The sequence below is a fragment of the Ruegeria sp. HKCCSP346 genome, assembly GCF_017872595.1.
In the GTDB taxonomy this organism is placed as follows: Bacteria; Pseudomonadota; Alphaproteobacteria; order Rhodobacterales; family Rhodobacteraceae; genus Ruegeria.
In genome coordinates, this window is record NZ_JAEDOT010000001.1 from 809,442 (window position 1) to 826,873 (window position 17,432).

17 protein-coding genes and 1 tRNA gene are annotated in these 17,432 nt (G+C 59.1%); 12 read left to right on the forward strand and 6 right to left on the reverse strand.

The window, feature by feature from the left end; all coding sequences use genetic code 11:
• Positions 1-447: 447 nt before the first annotated feature.
• Complete coding sequence (locus I9185_RS04025; RefSeq protein ID WP_209833022.1) at positions 448-882, forward strand: hypothetical protein; 435 nt, start codon at positions 448-450, stop codon at positions 880-882.
• 11 nt (positions 883-893) lie between these two features.
• Here the strand turns inward: I9185_RS04025 and I9185_RS04030 are convergent.
• The 4 genes from I9185_RS04030 to pdxH form a co-directional block, all read right to left on the reverse strand.
• Positions 894-970 (reverse strand) — tRNA-Pro (locus I9185_RS04030).
• A gap of 43 nt (positions 971-1,013) precedes the next feature.
• Complete coding sequence (locus I9185_RS04035) at positions 1,014-1,481, reverse strand: DUF192 domain-containing protein (RefSeq protein WP_171632240.1); 468 nt, start codon at positions 1,479-1,481, stop codon at positions 1,014-1,016.
• A gap of 5 nt (positions 1,482-1,486) precedes the next feature.
• Complete coding sequence (locus I9185_RS04040; RefSeq protein ID WP_171632237.1) at positions 1,487-2,014, reverse strand: cold shock domain-containing protein; 528 nt, start codon at positions 2,012-2,014, stop codon at positions 1,487-1,489.
• Positions 2,015-2,135: 121 nt separating this feature from the next.
• Positions 2,136-2,741 (reverse strand): pyridoxamine 5'-phosphate oxidase, encoded by a 606-nt coding sequence (pdxH, locus tag I9185_RS04045; protein ID WP_171723642.1) that lies wholly within the window; start codon positions 2,739-2,741, stop codon positions 2,136-2,138.
• Between the two features lie 135 nt (positions 2,742-2,876).
• Between pdxH and fabI the strand changes: the two genes are divergently transcribed.
• From fabI to trpE, 5 genes are all read left to right on the forward strand, one after another.
• Positions 2,877-3,683 (forward strand): enoyl-ACP reductase FabI, encoded by an 807-nt coding sequence (gene fabI / locus I9185_RS04050; RefSeq protein ID WP_171228263.1) that lies wholly within the window; start codon positions 2,877-2,879, stop codon positions 3,681-3,683.
• Between the two features lie 4 nt (positions 3,684-3,687).
• A complete protein-coding gene (gene gpt / locus I9185_RS04055; RefSeq protein WP_152458089.1) occupies positions 3,688-4,197 on the forward strand; it encodes a xanthine phosphoribosyltransferase in 510 nt (169 codons plus the stop codon).
• A gap of 21 nt (positions 4,198-4,218) precedes the next feature.
• Positions 4,219-5,394 (forward strand): aminotransferase, encoded by a 1,176-nt coding sequence (locus tag I9185_RS04060; protein ID WP_210092401.1) that lies wholly within the window; start codon positions 4,219-4,221, stop codon positions 5,392-5,394.
• An 80-nt stretch (positions 5,395-5,474) separates the two neighbouring features.
• Complete coding sequence (locus I9185_RS04065; RefSeq protein WP_210092402.1) at positions 5,475-7,316, forward strand: peptidylprolyl isomerase; 1,842 nt, start codon at positions 5,475-5,477, stop codon at positions 7,314-7,316.
• Positions 7,317-7,327: 11 nt separating this feature from the next.
• Positions 7,328-8,839 (forward strand): anthranilate synthase component I, encoded by a 1,512-nt coding sequence (trpE, locus tag I9185_RS04070; RefSeq protein ID WP_210092403.1) that lies wholly within the window; start codon positions 7,328-7,330, stop codon positions 8,837-8,839.
• Positions 8,840-8,894: 55 nt separating this feature from the next.
• Here trpE and I9185_RS04075 read toward each other — a convergent pair whose 3' ends face one another.
• Positions 8,895-10,328, reverse strand: coding sequence for a polysaccharide deacteylase family 2 protein (locus I9185_RS04075; protein WP_210092404.1), 1,434 nt, complete (start codon positions 10,326-10,328; stop codon positions 8,895-8,897).
• 198 nt (positions 10,329-10,526) lie between these two features.
• On the opposite strand from I9185_RS04075, the gene I9185_RS04080 reads away from it, so the two are divergent.
• From I9185_RS04080 to lexA, 6 genes are all read left to right on the forward strand, one after another.
• A complete protein-coding gene (locus I9185_RS04080; protein ID WP_209833011.1) occupies positions 10,527-11,108 on the forward strand; it encodes an aminodeoxychorismate/anthranilate synthase component II in 582 nt (193 codons plus the stop codon).
• The gene (gene trpD, locus I9185_RS04085; RefSeq protein ID WP_210092405.1) at positions 11,105-12,124 is read left to right on the forward strand and encodes an anthranilate phosphoribosyltransferase; all 1,020 of its coding nucleotides are present in this window, start codon (positions 11,105-11,107) and stop codon (positions 12,122-12,124) included. The genes I9185_RS04080 and trpD overlap by 4 nt, the downstream gene beginning before the upstream one ends.
• On the forward strand, positions 12,121-12,933 hold the full coding sequence (gene trpC / locus I9185_RS04090) for an indole-3-glycerol phosphate synthase TrpC (RefSeq protein WP_210092406.1): 813 nt from the start codon (positions 12,121-12,123) through the stop codon (positions 12,931-12,933). Before trpD ends, trpC begins: the two co-directional genes overlap by 4 nt.
• Positions 12,933-13,406 carry a cyclic pyranopterin monophosphate synthase MoaC gene (gene moaC, locus I9185_RS04095; protein ID WP_210092407.1) on the forward strand — a complete coding sequence of 158 codons (474 nt, stop codon included), beginning with the start codon at positions 12,933-12,935 and terminating at the stop codon, positions 13,404-13,406. The genes trpC and moaC overlap by 1 nt, the downstream gene beginning before the upstream one ends.
• Complete coding sequence (glp, locus tag I9185_RS04100; RefSeq protein ID WP_210092408.1) at positions 13,403-14,575, forward strand: gephyrin-like molybdotransferase Glp; 1,173 nt, start codon at positions 13,403-13,405, stop codon at positions 14,573-14,575. Before moaC ends, glp begins: the two co-directional genes overlap by 4 nt.
• Positions 14,576-14,653: 78 nt before the next feature.
• Entirely contained in the window at positions 14,654-15,352 is a 699-nt protein-coding gene (lexA, locus tag I9185_RS04105) for a transcriptional repressor LexA (RefSeq protein ID WP_171632210.1), read from the forward strand.
• Here the strand turns inward: lexA and I9185_RS04110 are convergent.
• On the reverse strand, positions 15,346-17,394 hold the full coding sequence (locus I9185_RS04110; protein ID WP_210092409.1) for a ComEC/Rec2 family competence protein: 2,049 nt from the start codon (positions 17,392-17,394) through the stop codon (positions 15,346-15,348). The two genes, lexA and I9185_RS04110, sit on opposite strands and share 7 nt — an antisense overlap.
• Positions 17,395-17,432: the final 38 nt, after the last annotated feature.

Consider the following 17,432-nt stretch of genomic DNA (forward strand, 5'->3'; position numbering starts at 1 on the left):
AAAGGTACTGTTCGCTGTCTGAAACAGCGCAAAGCCGCAAATGCGACCGCACGTAAAACGATTGTGCTTTTCCGACCCTCGCCCGCTGCCTTTTCCGGATTATACACCAGATATTGTGGCAATCTCGTTGGCCCATACAATTTGACGTATGTTCCCATAGAAGGTCAACGCCCTTTTTCGGTCATTTTCCAAATCTTTTTTGTTGACCTGATGGTTGCGTGAAGCCTTCTGCGTGCAGGTCGCGATTCCTCCACAACTTCATCCACGGCGTATTTCCGCCGATATTTTGAACTCTCAAAATGAATTCCCGTTTTTACCAGCATAGTTATCTGCATTTGATCAACTAACGACATGCTGGTTACGCTGAAACGGAATCAATGCTGTCCGGGCGAACTGTCCCGCGCCATGTGCCGAACGGTCTACCCACGAGCGAGGGAGCTCAAGCGAATGAAGTTGTTTCATTTTATCCCGGCCACAGCCTGCATCGTGGCCTGCGCACCACAGGATGTGCCCATCCCGTCACGCAGCGCACAGTTCGACTCCTTCCCTCAACGACTGTTCGACACGTTTGAAACCAGCTGCTCGGGCCCTGGCGAGTCTTTCAGGAAAACCGGGAATCAAATCTTTGAATGCAGCGAGTTCCTGCCCCCCAAGGCGACAGCTTATCTGATTCTGAACTATGACGGCCATCCGCAGGAGCTGCCGCAAAGCGTCATGCGCCTTACGTCAACAAAAACAAACGCAGGGTATCGCGTGGACGCGCGTGTTTTCTTCCGCGTCCCGCAAAAATCCGGTGCGGCAGTTGAAGTTCCGGTTGAAAGCAAGGTTCTGAACCAAGCCATCAGCGAGCTCTACCAGACAATGGGTGGCTCGCCGAATTAGCTTGATGGAAGTGGTCGGGGCGGCAGGATTCGAACCTACGACCCCCTGTACCCAAAACAGGTGCGCTACCAGACTGCGCCACGCCCCGGACCGTGCGCCTTCCTAACGACGCCGATCTGATTTGAAAAGCCCTAACAGGGCCAAATTGCAGGTCCTTGCGAAAAAATTTCGTGCTTCATCTGTGTCCCGGGCCCGATAGAGTAGCGCGCGGACAATCCTGCATTGATTTCCAGCACCGCAAATACGGAATCGCCCCCTTCAATCGGCGTAAGATCACCCGGAATCGCCTCTTCATGCACACGCGTCACCAAACCGGTGCGATCCAGAAATACCATATCGAGCGGGATCAGGGTGTTCTTCATCCAGAACGCAACGGGCTGCGGCGGATCAAAGACGAACAGCATACCGGATCGAGCCGGCAACGATTCGCGAAACATCAAACCGCGGGATCGCTCTTGCGGAGTAACGGCGACTTCCACGTTAAATTGCACCGTCGCACTGTCATTTCTGAGCGTGACACGGTCCGATCTGCATGCGGCAGCGGCAACTCCTGTCCACAACGTTACGAATATGGTCAAGAGGATCCGAAGCCGTTTCATTCGGTTCAGCTATCCAAAGCCGCTTCCCAGGCCAGAACCTGCGCGGCCATCCGACCCCGCTTGCCGTCGATCACCCTCATGGCCAGCGCTTCACCAGGTTGCAGATCGGCAAGCCCCGAGCGGCGCAGCACCTCGATATGAAGGAATACGTCTTCGTTGCGCCCAAACACATTGGCGAATCCGAAACCTTTGCCCTTGTCGAACCATTTCACCCGCGCGGCTTCCAGCGGCGCTTTTGCGATGACCTCCGGATCCAACTCGGCAAAATCGGCTAGCATCATCGAGTCGGTCCGCGCCGGCGGATCAATCGCAACGACCTCGACCGCCTGAACCCCTCGGTCCGTGCGGTGAGTCATGATTTCAATGCTGGCGCCATCCGCAACCGAGCTCTGGCCGTAGTTGCGCAGAACATTCACATGCAACAGAATATCCGGGCCGCCCTCTTCGGACACAACAAAGCCAAACCCCTTGGCGGGGTCGAACCATTTTACGTGTCCACGGACGCGGTACATGTTGTTCAGGTCTTCTGGCACGGTTTTCCCATCGCGAATTTCAGCAGTTCGTTAAGGGTTTGTTGTTTAGGGGAATGGCAGACAAATTCAAGCTGAAAAGATTGTTTGTTTTCTGCCTGTTGCATTTCACGACACGTGAACGTCATGGATTCAACCTTTCAACATGCCATGCCGATCCCGGCTCAATTCGTTGCCATCTGAACCGGTCATGCAAGCGGAATGCACCATCGGCCCAGAACTCAATCTCGGTGGGCGTCAATCTGTACCCGCCCCAAAACGGCGGACGCGGTGGATTTGGCCCAAGTTTCGCCGTCACTTTCGCGACCTCTGCCATCAAAGCTGCCCGGCTTGAAAGCGGTTGCGACTGCTTTGAAGCCCACGCGCCCAGTCGGCTTTTCAATGACCTTGATGCATAATACTCATCTGCCTGGGGCCCATTTTCACGACGTATTATACCACGAACACGAAGCTGACGCCGCAAAGATTTCCAATGCATCACAAATGCAGCTTTTCCGGCTGCATCCAGTTCCTTGGCCTTGGCGCTTTCGTAGTTCGTATAAAAAACAAACGAGTCCGCTTCGATTTCCTTGAGCAACACCATGCGAGCATTTGGCATGCCATCTGGATCAACGGTTGCAAGCGCAATCGCATTCGGGTCGTTCAATTCGGTTTCTTCAGCCTCGGCAAGCCACCGGGCCGCTATTTCAAACGGATCGGAGCCAGCAAAGATGCCATCACGCTCGGTCATTTCCATCCCCTGGAAAGTATTAACGACGAACCTAAGGCGAGAACCCGCTGCGGGCAAGAGCGCACGGCCTTGATGCAACGCAACCAATGGCATAAACCAACTCAACATAACGCGAAGACAGGCGGAGAACCGAACATGTCAAATCAGTTGATGGCCGGCAAGCGCGGCCTCATCATGGGACTGGCCAATGACAAATCAATCGCATGGGGAATCGCCCGCGCCTTGTCGAACGCCGGGGCCGAGCTGGCCTTTTCCTATCAGGGCGAGGCTTTGAAAAAGCGCGTCGACCCGCTGGCGGCGCAATTGGGCAGCGAAATCGTTCTGCCCTGCGACGTCAGTGACGAAGCGTCCATAGACGCGCTGTTTGCAGCGCTGGAAGAGAAATGGGGCAAGCTGGACTTCGTCGTCCACGCCATCGGCTTTTCCGACAAGAACGAGCTGCGCGGTCGCTATGTCGACACCAGCCGCGCGAATTTCAAACTGACGATGGATGTGTCGGTATATTCCTTCACAGCCGTGATGCAGCGTGCCGAAAAGATGATGTCAGAAGGCGGCAGCGCTGTGACCCTGACCTATTACGGCGCCGAGCAGGTCATGCCGCATTATAACGTCATGGGCGTTGCCAAGGCCGCGCTGGAGGCGTCGGTCAAATACCTGGCCGAGGATCTGGGCAAGGATGGCATCCGCGTGAACTCGATCTCGGCCGGCCCGATCAAGACGCTGGCCGCCAGCGGCATCGGCGATTTCCGCTATATCATGAAGTGGAACGAATATAACTCGCCCCTGCGCCGCAACGTGACGATCGATGACGTCGGCAACTCGGCGCTGTACCTGTTGTCGGATCTGTCCAGCGGCGTAACCGGTGAGAATCTGCATGTGGATTCGGGGTATCACATTGTCGGCATGAAGGCCGTTGACGCCCCGGACGTTGAAAAAGGTTAAGAACATGAGCGCCAAGGACCGCCTGCCCCACGAAAAAGGCTTTCACATCAGCTGGGACCAGATTCATCGCGATTCGCGTGCACTGGCCTGGCGTCTTGACGGGCAAGGTCCCGATGATGGCAACTGGCGGGGTGTTGTCGCGATCACGCGCGGCGGCATGGCGCCTGCGATGATCGTCAGCCGAGAACTGGACATCCGTACGGTCGACACGATCAGCGTGCGTTCATACCACCACCAGGAACAGGGTGAAGCAGAGGTGTTGAAATCTCCGGACGCCGACCTGATGGGTGACGGAACCGGTATTCTGATCATCGACGACCTGGTCGACAGCGGAAAGACGTTGGAACTGGTTCGGGACATGTACCCAAACGCGCATTTCGCGACGGTTTACGCCAAACCCAAGGGCCGCCCGATGGTGGATACCTTCATCACCGAGGTCAGCCAGGACACATGGATCTTCTTCCCATGGGATATGGCCCTTCAATATGTCGAGCCGTATCGCGGCACCGATTGATTTCTGAACAGTAGACCGAACATGACGCTCAGCCGCACCGCCGCAACATTCGCCCCTCCGGTGATGGAGGCGCGCCGATGGGTCGAGGGTGTTGCCTTCCCATCCGACCGCCCGTTGATCAACGTAAGCCAGGCGGCGCCGGTCGATCCGCCGCCGCTTGCCTTGCGGCAGGCTATGGCCGACTTCGCCGTTCGCGAAGACAGCGCACATCTTTACGGCCCGGTATTGGGCAATGACGATCTGCGCGCCGAACTGGCGGCGCAGATCAGTTCTCACTATGCGGCGCAGGTAGACGCACCTCGGATCGCCATCACCTCGGGCTGCAATCAGGCGTTTTCGGCCGTGATATCGGCGATTACCGGCGAAGCGGATGAGGTCATTCTGCCAACCCCCTGGTATTTCAACCACAAAATGTGGCTGGACATGGCCGGAGTACAGGCCGTGGACCTGCCGACCGGGGAGGATCTTTTGCCCGATCCAGAGCGTGCGCGCGGATTGATTACCGACAAGACACGCGCCATTGCGCTGGTCACGCCCAACAATCCGGGCGGCGTCGAATACCCTGCCGAACTGGTCAGGGCGTTTTTCAACCTGGCCCGTAAAACCAGGATCCGCCTGATCGTCGATGAAACCTATCGCGATTTCGACAGCCGAAGCGGCCCCCCGCATGATCTGTTTCAGCAACCCGGGTGGGACGAAACGCTTGTCCACCTTTACTCTTTCTCCAAGGCTTATCGTCTGACGGGCCACAGGGTGGGTGCCATCGCAACAAACCCGGCGTTGTTGGCCGAAATCGAGAAATTTCTGGATACGGTCGCCATTTGCCCGGGCCAGATCGGCCAGTTCGCAGCGTTGTGGGGTATGCAAAACCTGTCGCAATGGCTGGCTGGCGAGCGTGACGAAATTCTTGACCGCCGCGCAGCCATTGCAGAAGGGATGCCAGCGCTTGAAGCACGGGGGTGGCGGCTTTTGGGACTTGGCGCCTATTTTGCCTATCTCGAACATCCGTTTGATATGCCGTCAAACGAGCTTGCGCGCCGTCTGGTCAGCGAAGCTGGCGTGCTGCTGTTGCCCGGAACCATGTTCATGCCGGATCATGACCCGGCTGGAAAACGGCAGGTGCGCATTGCTTTTGCCAATCTGGATCGGGCCGGGCTGGGCCAATTGTTCGACCGGTTGCAGGCTCTGTCCTTCTAAGCTTGCCCCTCGGCGGTGTGCGTCGTATTCAGGGCCGCAACCGACAGGGCAGAACTCTGCCGAAAAAACAAGAGGGCATCATGGCCGCAGGCGCTAAAAGTCTTTCGAAAACCTTTGTCTGGATTCTGATGGGCCTGCTGATGCTGGGCCTTGCGGGATTTGGCGCGGTCAACCTCAGCGGGACGATCCGCACAGTTGCGACAGTCGGCGACGAAAGCATCTCGGTCGATGACTACGTGCGCGAATTGCAGCGCGAGATTCGAGCGGTGGAGGCACAATCCGGGCAACCTTTGCAGATGTCGCAAGCCCGCGATCTGGGTCTGGACCGAAACGCCCTTGCCCGCCTGACCGCTTTGGCGGCGCTGGACAACGAGGTCGGTCAGCTTGGAATTTCCATCGGCGATGAGAACCTTCAGCAAGAGATCATCTCGATCCCGGCATTTCAGGGTGTCAACGGAACTTTTGACCGTGAATCCTATCGCTTTCAGCTTGAACAGGTCGGCATGACCGATTCCGAATTCGAATCCGATCTGCGCAAGGAATCCGCCCGAACCATCGTACAGGGCGCAATCATGGGCGGCGTGAAAATGCCGGCAACGCTGACGGACACGATGATCGATTATATCGGCGCGCGGCGCAGCTTTGCTGTTGCAACTGTTGGAACGGAAGCGCTGGATACACCTTTGGCCGATCCAACGGACGCACAGATCCAGGCATTCTATGATGACAATGGGGACCAGTTCATGCTGCCCCGCACCAAGCAGCTGACTTACGCGATTCTGTCGCCAGCAATGTTGGTGGACACCGTCGAAATCGACGAAGACGCGCTGCGCAAACTCTATGAAGAACGATCCGACGAATACAACCAGCCTGAACGCCGTTTGGTCGAACGTCTGAACTTCCCAAGCGAACAGGCCGCCAAGGACGCTTTGGCGCAGCTTGAGGTTGGCGGCACAACGTTCGAACAGTTGGTTCGGGATCGCGATCTGGAACTGAATGACATCGATCTGGGCGACGTGACGCGTGAGGATCTGGGCGAAGCTGCGGACGCCGTTTTTGCGGCCGAGCTTGACACTGTCGTGGGCCCGTTGCCTTCGGTGTTTGGTCCGGCCCTGTTCCGCGTCAACGGATCACTGGCTGCGAACACTGTTCCATTTGAAGAGGCCGAGCCGGCACTTCGCGAAGAGTTGGCGACTGAACGCGCCCGCCGTCTGATCGAAGCGCAATCCGAAGATATCAACGACATGCTGGCAGGCGGTGCCACGCTGGAAGAACTGGCGGAAGAAACCGAAATGGAACTGGGTCAGATCGACTGGACTCGTGACAGCGACGAAGGCGTTGCGGCCTATGATGGGTTCCGAGCGGCCGCAGAAGCCGTGCAGGAAGGAGATTTCCCTGAAATCGCGTTCCTGGAAGATGGGTCAATTTTTGCCCTGCGCCTGGACGAGGTTCTGCCGCGTCGCCCGGAACCGCTGGAGAGCGCGCGCGACCGTGTCGCCGAGGCCTGGCAACAGGCCGAGATCAACAAAGCCCTGCGCGAAAAGGCGGATACCATTCTGAACCAACTGGCACCTGACGGTGATTTCGCAGCGACCGGCCTGCCCTTCCGCGTCGAAAACGCCCTGACCCGCACAGCGTTTCTGGATGATGTTCCGGCCAGTTTCATGAACGAAGTTTTCGCGATGGAACCGGGCGAGATGCGCGTTGTTGAGGGCAATGGTGCGGCTTGGATAGTGCGTCTGGATGAAACCCTGCCGCCGGCGGATACGGATGAACTGCGACAGTTGCGTGATGCCCTGAGCTCGCAGATGGATCAGGCTTTGGCACAGAATATCTTTAACGCCTACGTACGTGACGCCCAGACCCGGGCGCGCCCCGTGGTGGATCAACAGGCGCTGAACGCCGTGCAGGCGAGCTTTTAAACGAGACCGATATGGCCCTGACACCCGATTTCGAAACCTTCGCGCGCGCCTATGATGCGGGCGAAAACCAGGCTGTATATACGCGTCTGGCCGCCGATCTGGACACACCTGTGTCACTGATGCTCAAGCTGACGGGCGCGCAGAAAGATGCGTTCATGCTGGAATCGGTTACAGGCGGAGAGGTTCGTGGCCGCTATTCGATCATTGGCATGAAACCTGATCTGGTCTGGCGCTGTCACGGGGAAACCTCGGAACTGAATCGCTCGGCTCGGTTCGATGCCGAGGCGTTCTCGCCCCAAGATGGCAACCCGATGGACAACCTGCGTGCGCTTCTTGCCGAGAGCCGCATGGAATTGCCCGATGACCTGCCACAGGCCGCTGCCGGGCTGTTTGGGTATCTGGGTTATGACATGGTTCGGCTGGTGGAACACCTTCCGGATGTGAACCCTGATCCGCTGGGTTTGCCCGATGCGATCATGCTGCGCCCGTCTGTCATCGCAGTGCTGGATGGGGTCAAGGGTGAGGTGACGGTGGTTTCACCCGCCTGGGCCAGCGACGGTCAATCGGCCAAGGCGGCCTATGCGCAGGCGGCTGAGCGTGTGATGGATGCGGTCCGCGACCTGGAACGTGCCATGCCCGCGGAAACCCGCGATCTGGGCGACGCGCGCGAGGTCGCCGCGCCGGTGTCGAACTTTACCAAGTCCGGCTATATGGAGGCGGTTGAAAAGGCCAAGGAATACATCCGCGCGGGTGACATCTTTCAGGTTGTCCCGGCACAGCGCTGGACGCAGGATTTTCCGCTGCCGCCTTTTGCTCTCTACCGATCCTTGCGGCGCACCAATCCGTCACCCTTCATGTTCTACTTCAACTTCGGCGGTTTTCAGGTGGTGGGCGCAAGCCCCGAAATCCTGGTGCGGGTGTTTGGCAATGAAGTCACCATTCGCCCCATCGCAGGCACGCGCCCACGTGGCGCGACGCCCGAAGAAGACAAGGCGAACGAGCTGGATCTGCTGGCCGACAAGAAAGAACTGGCCGAGCATCTGATGCTGCTGGATCTGGGTCGCAACGATACCGGTCGTGTGTCAAAGATCGGAACCGTGCGTCCGACAGAAGAGTTCATCATCGAACGCTACAGCCACGTGATGCACATCGTATCAAACGTTGTAGGCGAATTGGCCGAAGACAAAGACGCTTTGGATGCCTTTTTTGCGGGTATGCCGGCAGGTACGGTTTCGGGCGCGCCCAAAGTGCGCGCGATGGAGATCATCGACGAGCTGGAGCCTGAAAAACGCGGCGTTTACGGCGGAGGCGTCGGCTATTTCAGCGCGGGCGGAGACATGGACATGTGTATTGCCCTGCGCACCGCCATCGTGAAAGATCAGAAACTCTATATCCAAGCTGGGGGTGGTGTTGTTTACGACAGCGACCCCGAAGCCGAGTTCATGGAAACTGTTCATAAATCTAACGCCATACGGCGCGCGGCAGCTGACGCCGCCCGGTTCACCGGCAACGGAAACGGCTAAAAAAGGGGCGGCCGATCAGATGATCACCGCCTCTTTTCGTTGCTGTCTGTGCGGGTCACTGCACCTGTTTCATCATGACAGCCGAGATCGGAGCCATTGCCACGCGGTTGCCCCGATCTTCCAGCCCCCACAGCAACAGGGCTGAAATCGTCTCGGGACGCACGCGCCCCAGCATGACCACTGTCCCTTCCTGCCCCGCACGGAACGCGGCCTGATCCAGGAATCTGCGCATGATTTTGGGATCCTGCCGTGCGCCGTCGATATCGCGGAAAACGACACTGGACGGAATTCCGTTTCGCGCCGCCAGTTTCTGCACGGTGTTGAGCCCATTGTCCTGCGTAATCAGCCCCCGGCCGGTTCCCGCAGCAATCGCGGCGACCTGATCAGCCAGTTTGCGATTGCCCTGAATCCCGCTGTTCACGCCTTCCAGAATACCAACCGTTTCCGGCAGGGTATCCAGCCACACCGACAGCGACACCTCGGCGTCCTGCGCGCTTGCCGCCTCGGGCAGATCCGCCAGGGCCAGCACCTCGAACCCGGCGTTGCGGTGACGGGCCATCTTTTCTGCCGCGTCAGGATCCGATGGGTTCACGGCAAAGCTGATCGGATAGGGAAAGTCCTGCAAAGCCTCGGACCCGAATGCACCCTCGTCATCGATCAGAATGATGGACATCAGCGGCTTCGATTCGGGGTTTTCGAACTTTGCCGCAAAACGCTCGATCGGCTTGGCCGATTTCGCCGGTTCAGCCGAGGCCTGTTCCACGACGGGCTCATCATCCCGTTCTGTCAGCGGAACGACGCGTTTTCCAATGATCGAGCTGGCACTTGCTTTCTGCTCACCCCCGATCTGGGGCAGCGCAGCGATGCGCGGCAGTTCCCGAGGCATGGTGTCTTCATCCCCCTCCACGGCAATCGGGCTGTTTTCAAAGGGGTTCTGTTCTTCGGCTTCTGTCGACTCTGGCTCCGGTTCTGGCACCGCCCGTGGCAGAGGGTCTGGCTCGGGCGCAAGCGCGGCCACCTCGGTGTTCTCGGGCTCTGTTGGCGGGGCCGGTGTTTCATCAATGACGGCAGGCAGCGCATCGTCTGGCTGAATTGCGGGAACCTGACTTGGCTCTGGCAGGGCGGCGGGCGCTTCGATCACGAATGACACTTCATTTGCACCTGCCGCTTCCGGTTGGTTCAGCGCGTCCGTTGCCGCGCCGACAACCGGCTGGGAATCGATTGACGTTTCCAGCCCCGAGAGATCGGCCAGATCCCCGCCGGCGTCATCGGCGGCTTCTGGCGCACGCGGGGCAAGTTCCACCAGATCGGCGTCAGAACCGGCGTCTGCCACTTCAGCCGGAGCCTCGGGAGTCTCAGAAATCGTCGGCGCCGGTGCTTCGGTTGCAACAACCGGGGTATTCACCATCGGCGTCTTGAGTGACACAACCGCACCCAAGATCAAAACAACGATCGCGCCCGCGACCATTCCTCCGAAAAATCCGCCCATTTTCCTGCCTTTCGCCTCTTTCCTCTGCCTCGTTCAGCTCTGCGCCATCTGGTGTGGCGCTCGGCCAATTGAACGCGCCAGAAACGGGATGTCCTCTTGACGCTGCCGCTCAAGCCTGAGCATGTATGTGCGGACATTATACCGTGGCCCGAGGCTGCATCGCCAGCCCGAAATGCCCAAGCGAAGATAAGTGCCCAAATGCTGCTGCTGATCGACAACTACGACTCGTTTACCTACAATTTGGTACATTATTTAGGCGAACTTGGTGCCGAAATGGTCATTCGCCGAAATGATGCGCTGGACGTGCAGGAAGCGATGGCCATGAACCCCGCCGGCATACTGCTGAGCCCCGGCCCCTGCGACCCGGATCAGGCGGGGATTTGCCTGGCACTGACGGAAGCCGCCGCGGAAACCAAAACGCCGCTAATGGGGGTTTGCCTGGGCCATCAGACCATAGGCCAGGTGTTTGGCGGCAAGGTGGTTCGGTGCCACGAGATCGTTCATGGCAAGATGGGCACGGTGAAGCACACCGGCAAGGGGTTGTTTGCCGGGCTGCCCTCACCCTTTGAGGCAACGCGCTACCATTCGCTGGTGGTCGAGCGCGAGACTCTGCCCGATTGCCTGGAGATCACGGCCGAGCTGGACGACGGCACGATCATGGGATTGCAGCACAAGGAATTGCCGATCCACGGTGTGCAGTTCCATCCGGAATCCATCGCATCCGAGCACGGTCACGCCCTTCTCAAAAACTTCCTGCAAGAACTGAAAGTCCCGGCATGAGCGACGCGCTGAAACCGCTGATCGGAGCCGCTGCCGATCGTCCTTTGACACGTGCCGAGGCTGAAAAAGCCTTTGCCATACTGTTCGATGGCGAAGCCACGCCCAGCCAGATCGGCGGATTGCTGATGGCAATGCGGACACGCGGTGAGACGGTCGATGAATACGCCGCGGCAGCCGCCGTGATGCGTTCGAAATGCAATGCCGTGAACGCACCCGAGGGGGCGATGGATATCGTCGGCACCGGCGGCGACGGCAAAGGCACCCTGAACATCTCGACCGCGACCGCTTTTGTCGTGGCCGGTGCCGGAGTCACGGTCGCGAAACACGGCAATCGCAACCTGAGCTCCAAATCCGGCGCGGCGGACGCATTGGGCCAGATGGGTATCAACGTCATGGTTGGCCCGGAAGTTGTTGAAAATGCGCTGAAAGACGTTGGAATCGGCTTCATGATGGCGCCAATGCACCACCCTGCCATCGCCCATGTGATGCCGTCCCGGCAAGAATTGGGCACGCGCACGATCTTCAATATTCTTGGCCCCCTGACCAACCCTGCCGGCGTCAAACGGCAATTGACCGGCGCCTTCAGCCGCGACCTGATCCACCCGATGGCCGAAACGCTTGGCCTGCTGGGCTCGGACCGGGCCTGGCTGGTGCATGGTTCGGACGGGACCGACGAGCTTACGATCACCGGCATCAGCTGGGTCGCCGCTCTGGAAGACGGGATTGTGAAAGAGGTCGAACTGCACCCCGAAGACGCAGGTCTTCCGGTGCATCCGTTCGAGGACATCATCGGTGGCTCGCCCGAGGAAAACGCCCTTGCGTTCCGGGCTTTGCTGGAAGGTGCCCCGTCTGCGTATCGTGACGCGGTGCTGCTGAATTCGGCCGCCGCTCTGGTCGTCGCCGAAGCGGCAAAAGATCTGCGCGAAGGCGTGGCCATGGCTGCTGAAAGCATTGACAGTGGCAATGCCAAAATTAAAATTACGGCCTTGGCCGCCAAGACACAGGAAGCCGCATGACCGACACCGTTCTGGATAGAATCAAAGCCTACAAACTGGAAGAAGTCGCGGCGGACAAAGCGCATAAATCCCTGGAAACACTGGAAAGTGAAGCCCGGTCCGCCTCGGAACCTCGTGGCTTTGCCAATGCGCTGCAACACGCCTCGCGGCAAGGCTATGGCCTGATCGCAGAGGTCAAGAAAGCCAGCCCGTCCAAAGGACTGATCCGGCCGGATTTCGACCCGCCGGTTCTTGCAAAGGCTTATGAAGATGGTGGCGCGACATGTTTGTCCGTCCTGACCGACACCCCCAGTTTTCAGGGTCAAAAAGAGTATCTGACGCAGGCGCGCGAGGCGACATCCCTGCCCGCCTTGCGCAAGGATTTCATGTACGACCCGTATCAGGTGGTCGAGGCACGCGCCCTAGGGGCGGATTGCATTCTGATCATCATTGCCTCGGTCAGCGATGATCAGGCGGCTGAACTGGAAGACACTGCATTCGATTGGGATATGGATGTTCTGATCGAAGTACACGACGAGGCAGAGCTTGAACGCGCGGCACAGCTGAAAAGTCCGCTGATCGGTATCAACAACCGCAATCTGAAGACCTTCGAGACAACGCTCGACACGACGCGCCGCCTGTCCAAGCTGGTGCCCGCCGATCGCACCATCGTGTGCGAAAGCGGTCTGGGTACACCTGACGATCTGAAGGACATTGCACGCTATGGGGCCCGCTGCTTCTTGATCGGAGAAAGCCTGATGCGCCAGGACGATGTGGAAGCGGCAACGCGCCATATCCTGTCAAACCCGCTGATCCCCGGAGTGATGTGATGCCACTGACCCATTTCGATGCCCAAGGTCAGGCACATATGGTCGATGTCTCGGACAAGGAGGTGACAGATCGCGTCGCCATTGCCGAAGGTCACATCAGGATGGCGCCGGAAACTTTTGAAATCATTTCCGAAGGTCGCGCCAAGAAAGGCGATGTTCTGGGCATTGCCCGCTTGGCTGGCATCATGGGCGCAAAGAAAACGCCGGACCTTATTCCGCTGTGTCATCCTTTGCCAGTGACCAAAGTGGCCGTCGAGCTGACTCTTGACCCGGACCTGCCGGGTGTTCGGATCCAGTCGACCGTCAAGACCTCGGGCCAGACCGGGGTAGAGATGGAAGCGCTGACCGCCGTATCGACAGCCGCCTTGACCGTATACGACATGACCAAGGCCGTCGATAAGGCGATGGAGATAGGCGGCATTCGCGTTCTGCTTAAAGATGGCGGTAAATCAGGGCGTTACGAGGCGAAATGATTACTGTCGAAGAGGCGCGCGCCCTGTTGTTCGATCTCGTGGGGCCTTTGCCGGCCGAAGAGGTACCACTGGCCCAGTCCGCAGGGCGCGTGCTTTCGCGGGATGTCACGGCCACGCGGGATCAGCCGCCTTTTGCCGCCTCTTCCATGGATGGCTATGCAGTCAAATCTGACGAGGTCGAACTGCACGCCATGTTCAAAGTTGTGGGCGAGTCAGCCGCCGGGCGTCGTTTTGAGGGCGCTGTAGGCCCCGGACAGGCCGTTCGCATCTATACCGGCGCCCCTGTGCCCGAGGGCGCGGATTTCGTTGTGATTCAAGAGGATACGGACCGCCGCGGTGATCTTCTGACGATCACGGACACACCCGGCGCAAAAACGAACATCCGACCCGCTGGCGTGGATTTCAAGGCTGGCACGTCCATATCGGCCCCGCGTTTGATCCGCGCTGAAGATGTGGCCTTGATGGCCGCGATGAACATCCCTCGCGTCCCGGTTTCGCGCAGACCCGTGATCGCCCTCATCTCGACTGGTGATGAGTTGGTCATGCCCGGGGAAGAACCCGGCCCGGATCAGATCATTGCATCGAACACATTTGGCCTGAAGGCAATGCTCGAAGGATTGGGGGCTGTGGTGCGCGTGCTTCCGATCGCGCGGGATACTGTTTCGTCGCTTGAAACGGCCTTTGGCCTTGCGCAGGGGGCGGATCTGGTCGTGACGATCGGCGGAGCGTCGGTTGGCGATTATGACCTCGTGTCGGACGTCTCGCAGGGGTTGGGGATGAAGCAATCCTTCTACAAGATCCGAATGCGCCCCGGAAAACCTCTGATGGCCGGTCGTATGGGCAACGCGGCGATGGTCGGGTTGCCGGGCAATCCGGTCAGTGCCATGGTCTGCGGCTATCTGTTTCTGGCCCCGATGGTGCGCCGGATGCTGGGGCTTGAACAGGTGCTGCCGCCCTTCCGCACGGCCCGGCTGAGTGGTCCTTTGCCCGAGAATGGCCCGCGCGAGCATTATATGCGCGCCGTGGTGACGGATGCCGGTATCGAAGCTTGCGCAGATCAGGACAGTTCCCTTCTCAGCGTATTGGCTCAGTCCAACGCGCTTTTGGTCCGCGCCCCACACGATCCGGCGCGCGACATCGGGGAAATGGTCGAATATCTGCCAATCTGATGTAACCTCAAATTCGTTGACACAAAACGTGAACATGCGTAGAACAAAAGAAAACGCATGAGCGACGAGGTGTGAGCGATGCTGACCAAGAAGCAATTGGATTTGCTGGAATTCATTCACAAACGCGTGCAGGCGGACGGTGTTCCGCCCAGTTTTGATGAAATGAAGGCTGCTCTCGACCTGCGGTCGAAATCCGGCATTCACCGGTTGATCACCGCACTGGAGGAACGCGGGTTTATCCGCCGCCTTGCCCATCGCGCTCGGGCCATTGAGATCGTGAAATTGCCCGAAAGCCTTGGCGGCGAGCCAACGGCCGGCTTTACGCCACGTGTGATCGAAGGCGACCGGCCCAAGGGCCCCCGCCCTGCGAATATGGAGCCTGTATCGGTGGACGCGCTCGAGCTGCCGGTCATGGGCCGGATCGCAGCCGGTGTTCCCATCGAAGCAATCAGCCATGTATCGCATCACGTGGCCGTCCCCGGCCCCATGGTTTCGGGACAGGGTCAGCACTATGCATTGGAAGTTCGCGGCGACTCGATGATCGACGCTGGCATCAATGACGGTGATGTGGTCGTCATCCGGGAAACCTCGACCGCGGATAACGGCGACATCGTGGTTGCCTTGGTCGAGGATCAGGAAGCGACCCTCAAGCGGTACTTCCGCCGCGGCAACGCAATCGCGCTTGAGGCTGCAAACCCGGCTTATGAAACGCGCGTCCTGCCCGAAGAAAAGGTCAAGGTTCAGGGCCGGTTGGTCGGACTGATCCGCACCTATTGAGCCTGATTGGAATGACGGTCCCCGGCAGGTTTCGGGGACCAAAGCCGATGACCTGTCATGTCCGCGCTCGAGGTCAACTTTCCGTTCGAAACCGACAGGCTGCCGGTTTCGTACAACCGTTCCGGATCGAACACCCCGCACGAACCTTGCAGGGCAAGCGCAACGGCCGAGATGATAATCTGGTTTTTCTGGCATTCATCAAACGCCCGCGCCGCCCGTTTTCCGGTGATATGGATGATCTCAAAATCATTCAACTGGTATCGTTGCACGATGTCGCTGTCCGGCCATCTGAGCGCCGCCTCGATCTGATCAACACCGTCTCCGTCATTTTCAAGCCAAACACCGGCGACAAACCCGCTGCCTTTGCTTTTGCTGAGGGCCCGCCCCTTGTCGGTCATGACCCCCACCAATCCGCCGTTTTCAGCGATCAGGACATCCGGTCTGTGCCCCGAGTTCCAAAGCAGAAATGCCAGGACAACAGGCACTGCTCCGGCCCACCGTGCTTGTCCCTGCCACAAGGCCATCCACAAGGCGCCGAGTGCGACCAGGGGCAGGATGTACCAAGGCGGGCTGACCACAAAACCCTGCGCGCCATCAAGGTGCGACACCCAGTCCGAAACCGTAAGGATCCAATGCAACGCCCACCCCATGACGGTCAGGGCAATTGCCTCCAGTCCAAACGGGGCCAGAAGCGCCGCAACGACGGCGGAGGGCACGACAGAAAGACCCATGACAGGAACGGAAAGCAGGTTGGCAAGCAGACCGTAATGGGACATCGTATTGAAATGCGCGGCACCTATGGGGGCTGTTGCAAGGCCTGCAATTGCCGATGACATCACCACGCCGACGACGGGCTTCAACCAATTTGGGCCGGGCATCGGGCGCATCTCTCGCAACGCTCCGAAGACGGCGACCAACGCTGTGGTTGCGGCGAAAGACATTTGAAATCCGGGGCTCAGCAGCGACTCGGGCCGAAGAACCAGCACGATGACGGCGGCAACAGCAACCGCACGCAGCGAAATCGCGCGTCGGTCGATCAACACGGCCCCCAGCATGACGCTGACCATGACAAAGGCCCGTTCGGTTGCTACGTTGCCGCCGGACAACAACAGATAAAGGGTTGCGGCACAAAGCGCGAGAACAGCAGCCACCTTCCGAACCGGAAGTCGCAACGCCACGGGGGGGCACAACGACAGCCCCAACCGACACGCCACGAATACGAAGCCTGTCAGAAGCCCCATATGAAGCCCGGAAATGGCCAGCAGGTGCGCCAGATTGGACGCCCGCAAGGATGATAGCGTCTCCTGCCCCATCCCGCTGCGATCTCCGGTGGTGACGGCGGCGGCAAATCCACCGATTTCACCGGGCAGGATCTGCCTGACCCGCTGCGAAATGGCCATGCGGATCGCAGTGATCCGAATGCCGTCGATCCCTTCGGTCGCTGGTGCGATGGTCATGATCGGGACGCGGGTATACCCGACCGCGCCCAATCGTTGAAACCAGGCATGACGGCGAAAGTCGAAACCTCCGGGCTCGACCGGGCCCTGCGGCGGCGAAAGATGACCTGTGGTCATAATACGCTGCCCCGGTGCGATTGCGCCCGTTGGAACATGAACGGAAAGACGGATGCGCTGCGGTCTGCGCTCCTGAGGTACATCCCCTATGCGTACCTGATCAAGCGTCAACCGCAACGCATCCGAGGCAGACCGATCCATGGCGACGACCCTCCCCTCGACAGGGCCATAATATCGCCACGACAGTACCGGTTCTGCCACCATATGGGCGCGAACGCCTGCCAGAATGAAACCGGCAGCGATCAGCGCCCCCCCGATTGCCAACGTTCCCACCCCCGGTGGCAGCCGGCGGCGCAAGGCGACAAGAGCGATTCCAAGACAGACAAGACCGGCATAAACTGACCAATCCGGCTCGACGCGGACGCCGAAATAAAGACCAATCCCCGTCGCCAGCAAAACCGGCGTCCAAGGGAAAAGGTAGCCTGTCTGGTGCAGCAGCGCGGCCTCGACCCGTGCAAGAACACGCATGGTTGCCCCCGTCCTTCGGGCTCGTTAGACAGGCTTCA

Bases quoted from the DNA above. Each gene is read 5' to 3' on its own strand.
- I9185_RS04075 (WP_210092404.1), bottom strand. From the start codon at position 10,328: ATGGGCGGATTTTTCGGAGGAATGGTCGCGGGCGCGATCGTTGTTTTG.
- trpE (WP_210092403.1), top strand. From the start codon at position 7,328: ATGGCCCTGACACCCGATTTCGAAACCTTCGCGCGCGCCTATGATGCG.
- trpC (WP_210092406.1), top strand. From the start codon at position 12,121: ATGACCGACACCGTTCTGGATAGAATCAAAGCCTACAAACTGGAAGAA.
- I9185_RS04110 (WP_210092409.1), bottom strand. From the start codon at position 17,394: ATGCGTGTTCTTGCACGGGTCGAGGCCGCGCTGCTGCACCAGACAGGC.
- lexA (WP_171632210.1), top strand. From the start codon at position 14,654: ATGCTGACCAAGAAGCAATTGGATTTGCTGGAATTCATTCACAAACGC.
- trpD (WP_210092405.1), top strand. From the start codon at position 11,105: ATGAGCGACGCGCTGAAACCGCTGATCGGAGCCGCTGCCGATCGTCCT.
- gpt (WP_152458089.1), top strand. From the start codon at position 3,688: ATGAGCGCCAAGGACCGCCTGCCCCACGAAAAAGGCTTTCACATCAGC.
- I9185_RS04035 (WP_171632240.1), bottom strand. From the start codon at position 1,481: ATGAAACGGCTTCGGATCCTCTTGACCATATTCGTAACGTTGTGGACA.
- I9185_RS04065 (WP_210092402.1), top strand. From the start codon at position 5,475: ATGGCCGCAGGCGCTAAAAGTCTTTCGAAAACCTTTGTCTGGATTCTG.
- I9185_RS04060 (WP_210092401.1), top strand. From the start codon at position 4,219: ATGACGCTCAGCCGCACCGCCGCAACATTCGCCCCTCCGGTGATGGAG.
- I9185_RS04080 (WP_209833011.1), top strand. From the start codon at position 10,527: ATGCTGCTGCTGATCGACAACTACGACTCGTTTACCTACAATTTGGTA.
- fabI (WP_171228263.1), top strand. From the start codon at position 2,877: ATGTCAAATCAGTTGATGGCCGGCAAGCGCGGCCTCATCATGGGACTG.
- I9185_RS04025 (WP_209833022.1), top strand. From the start codon at position 448: ATGAAGTTGTTTCATTTTATCCCGGCCACAGCCTGCATCGTGGCCTGC.
- pdxH (WP_171723642.1), bottom strand. From the start codon at position 2,741: ATGACCGAGCGTGATGGCATCTTTGCTGGCTCCGATCCGTTTGAAATA.
- glp (WP_210092408.1), top strand. From the start codon at position 13,403: ATGATTACTGTCGAAGAGGCGCGCGCCCTGTTGTTCGATCTCGTGGGG.
- moaC (WP_210092407.1), top strand. From the start codon at position 12,933: ATGCCACTGACCCATTTCGATGCCCAAGGTCAGGCACATATGGTCGAT.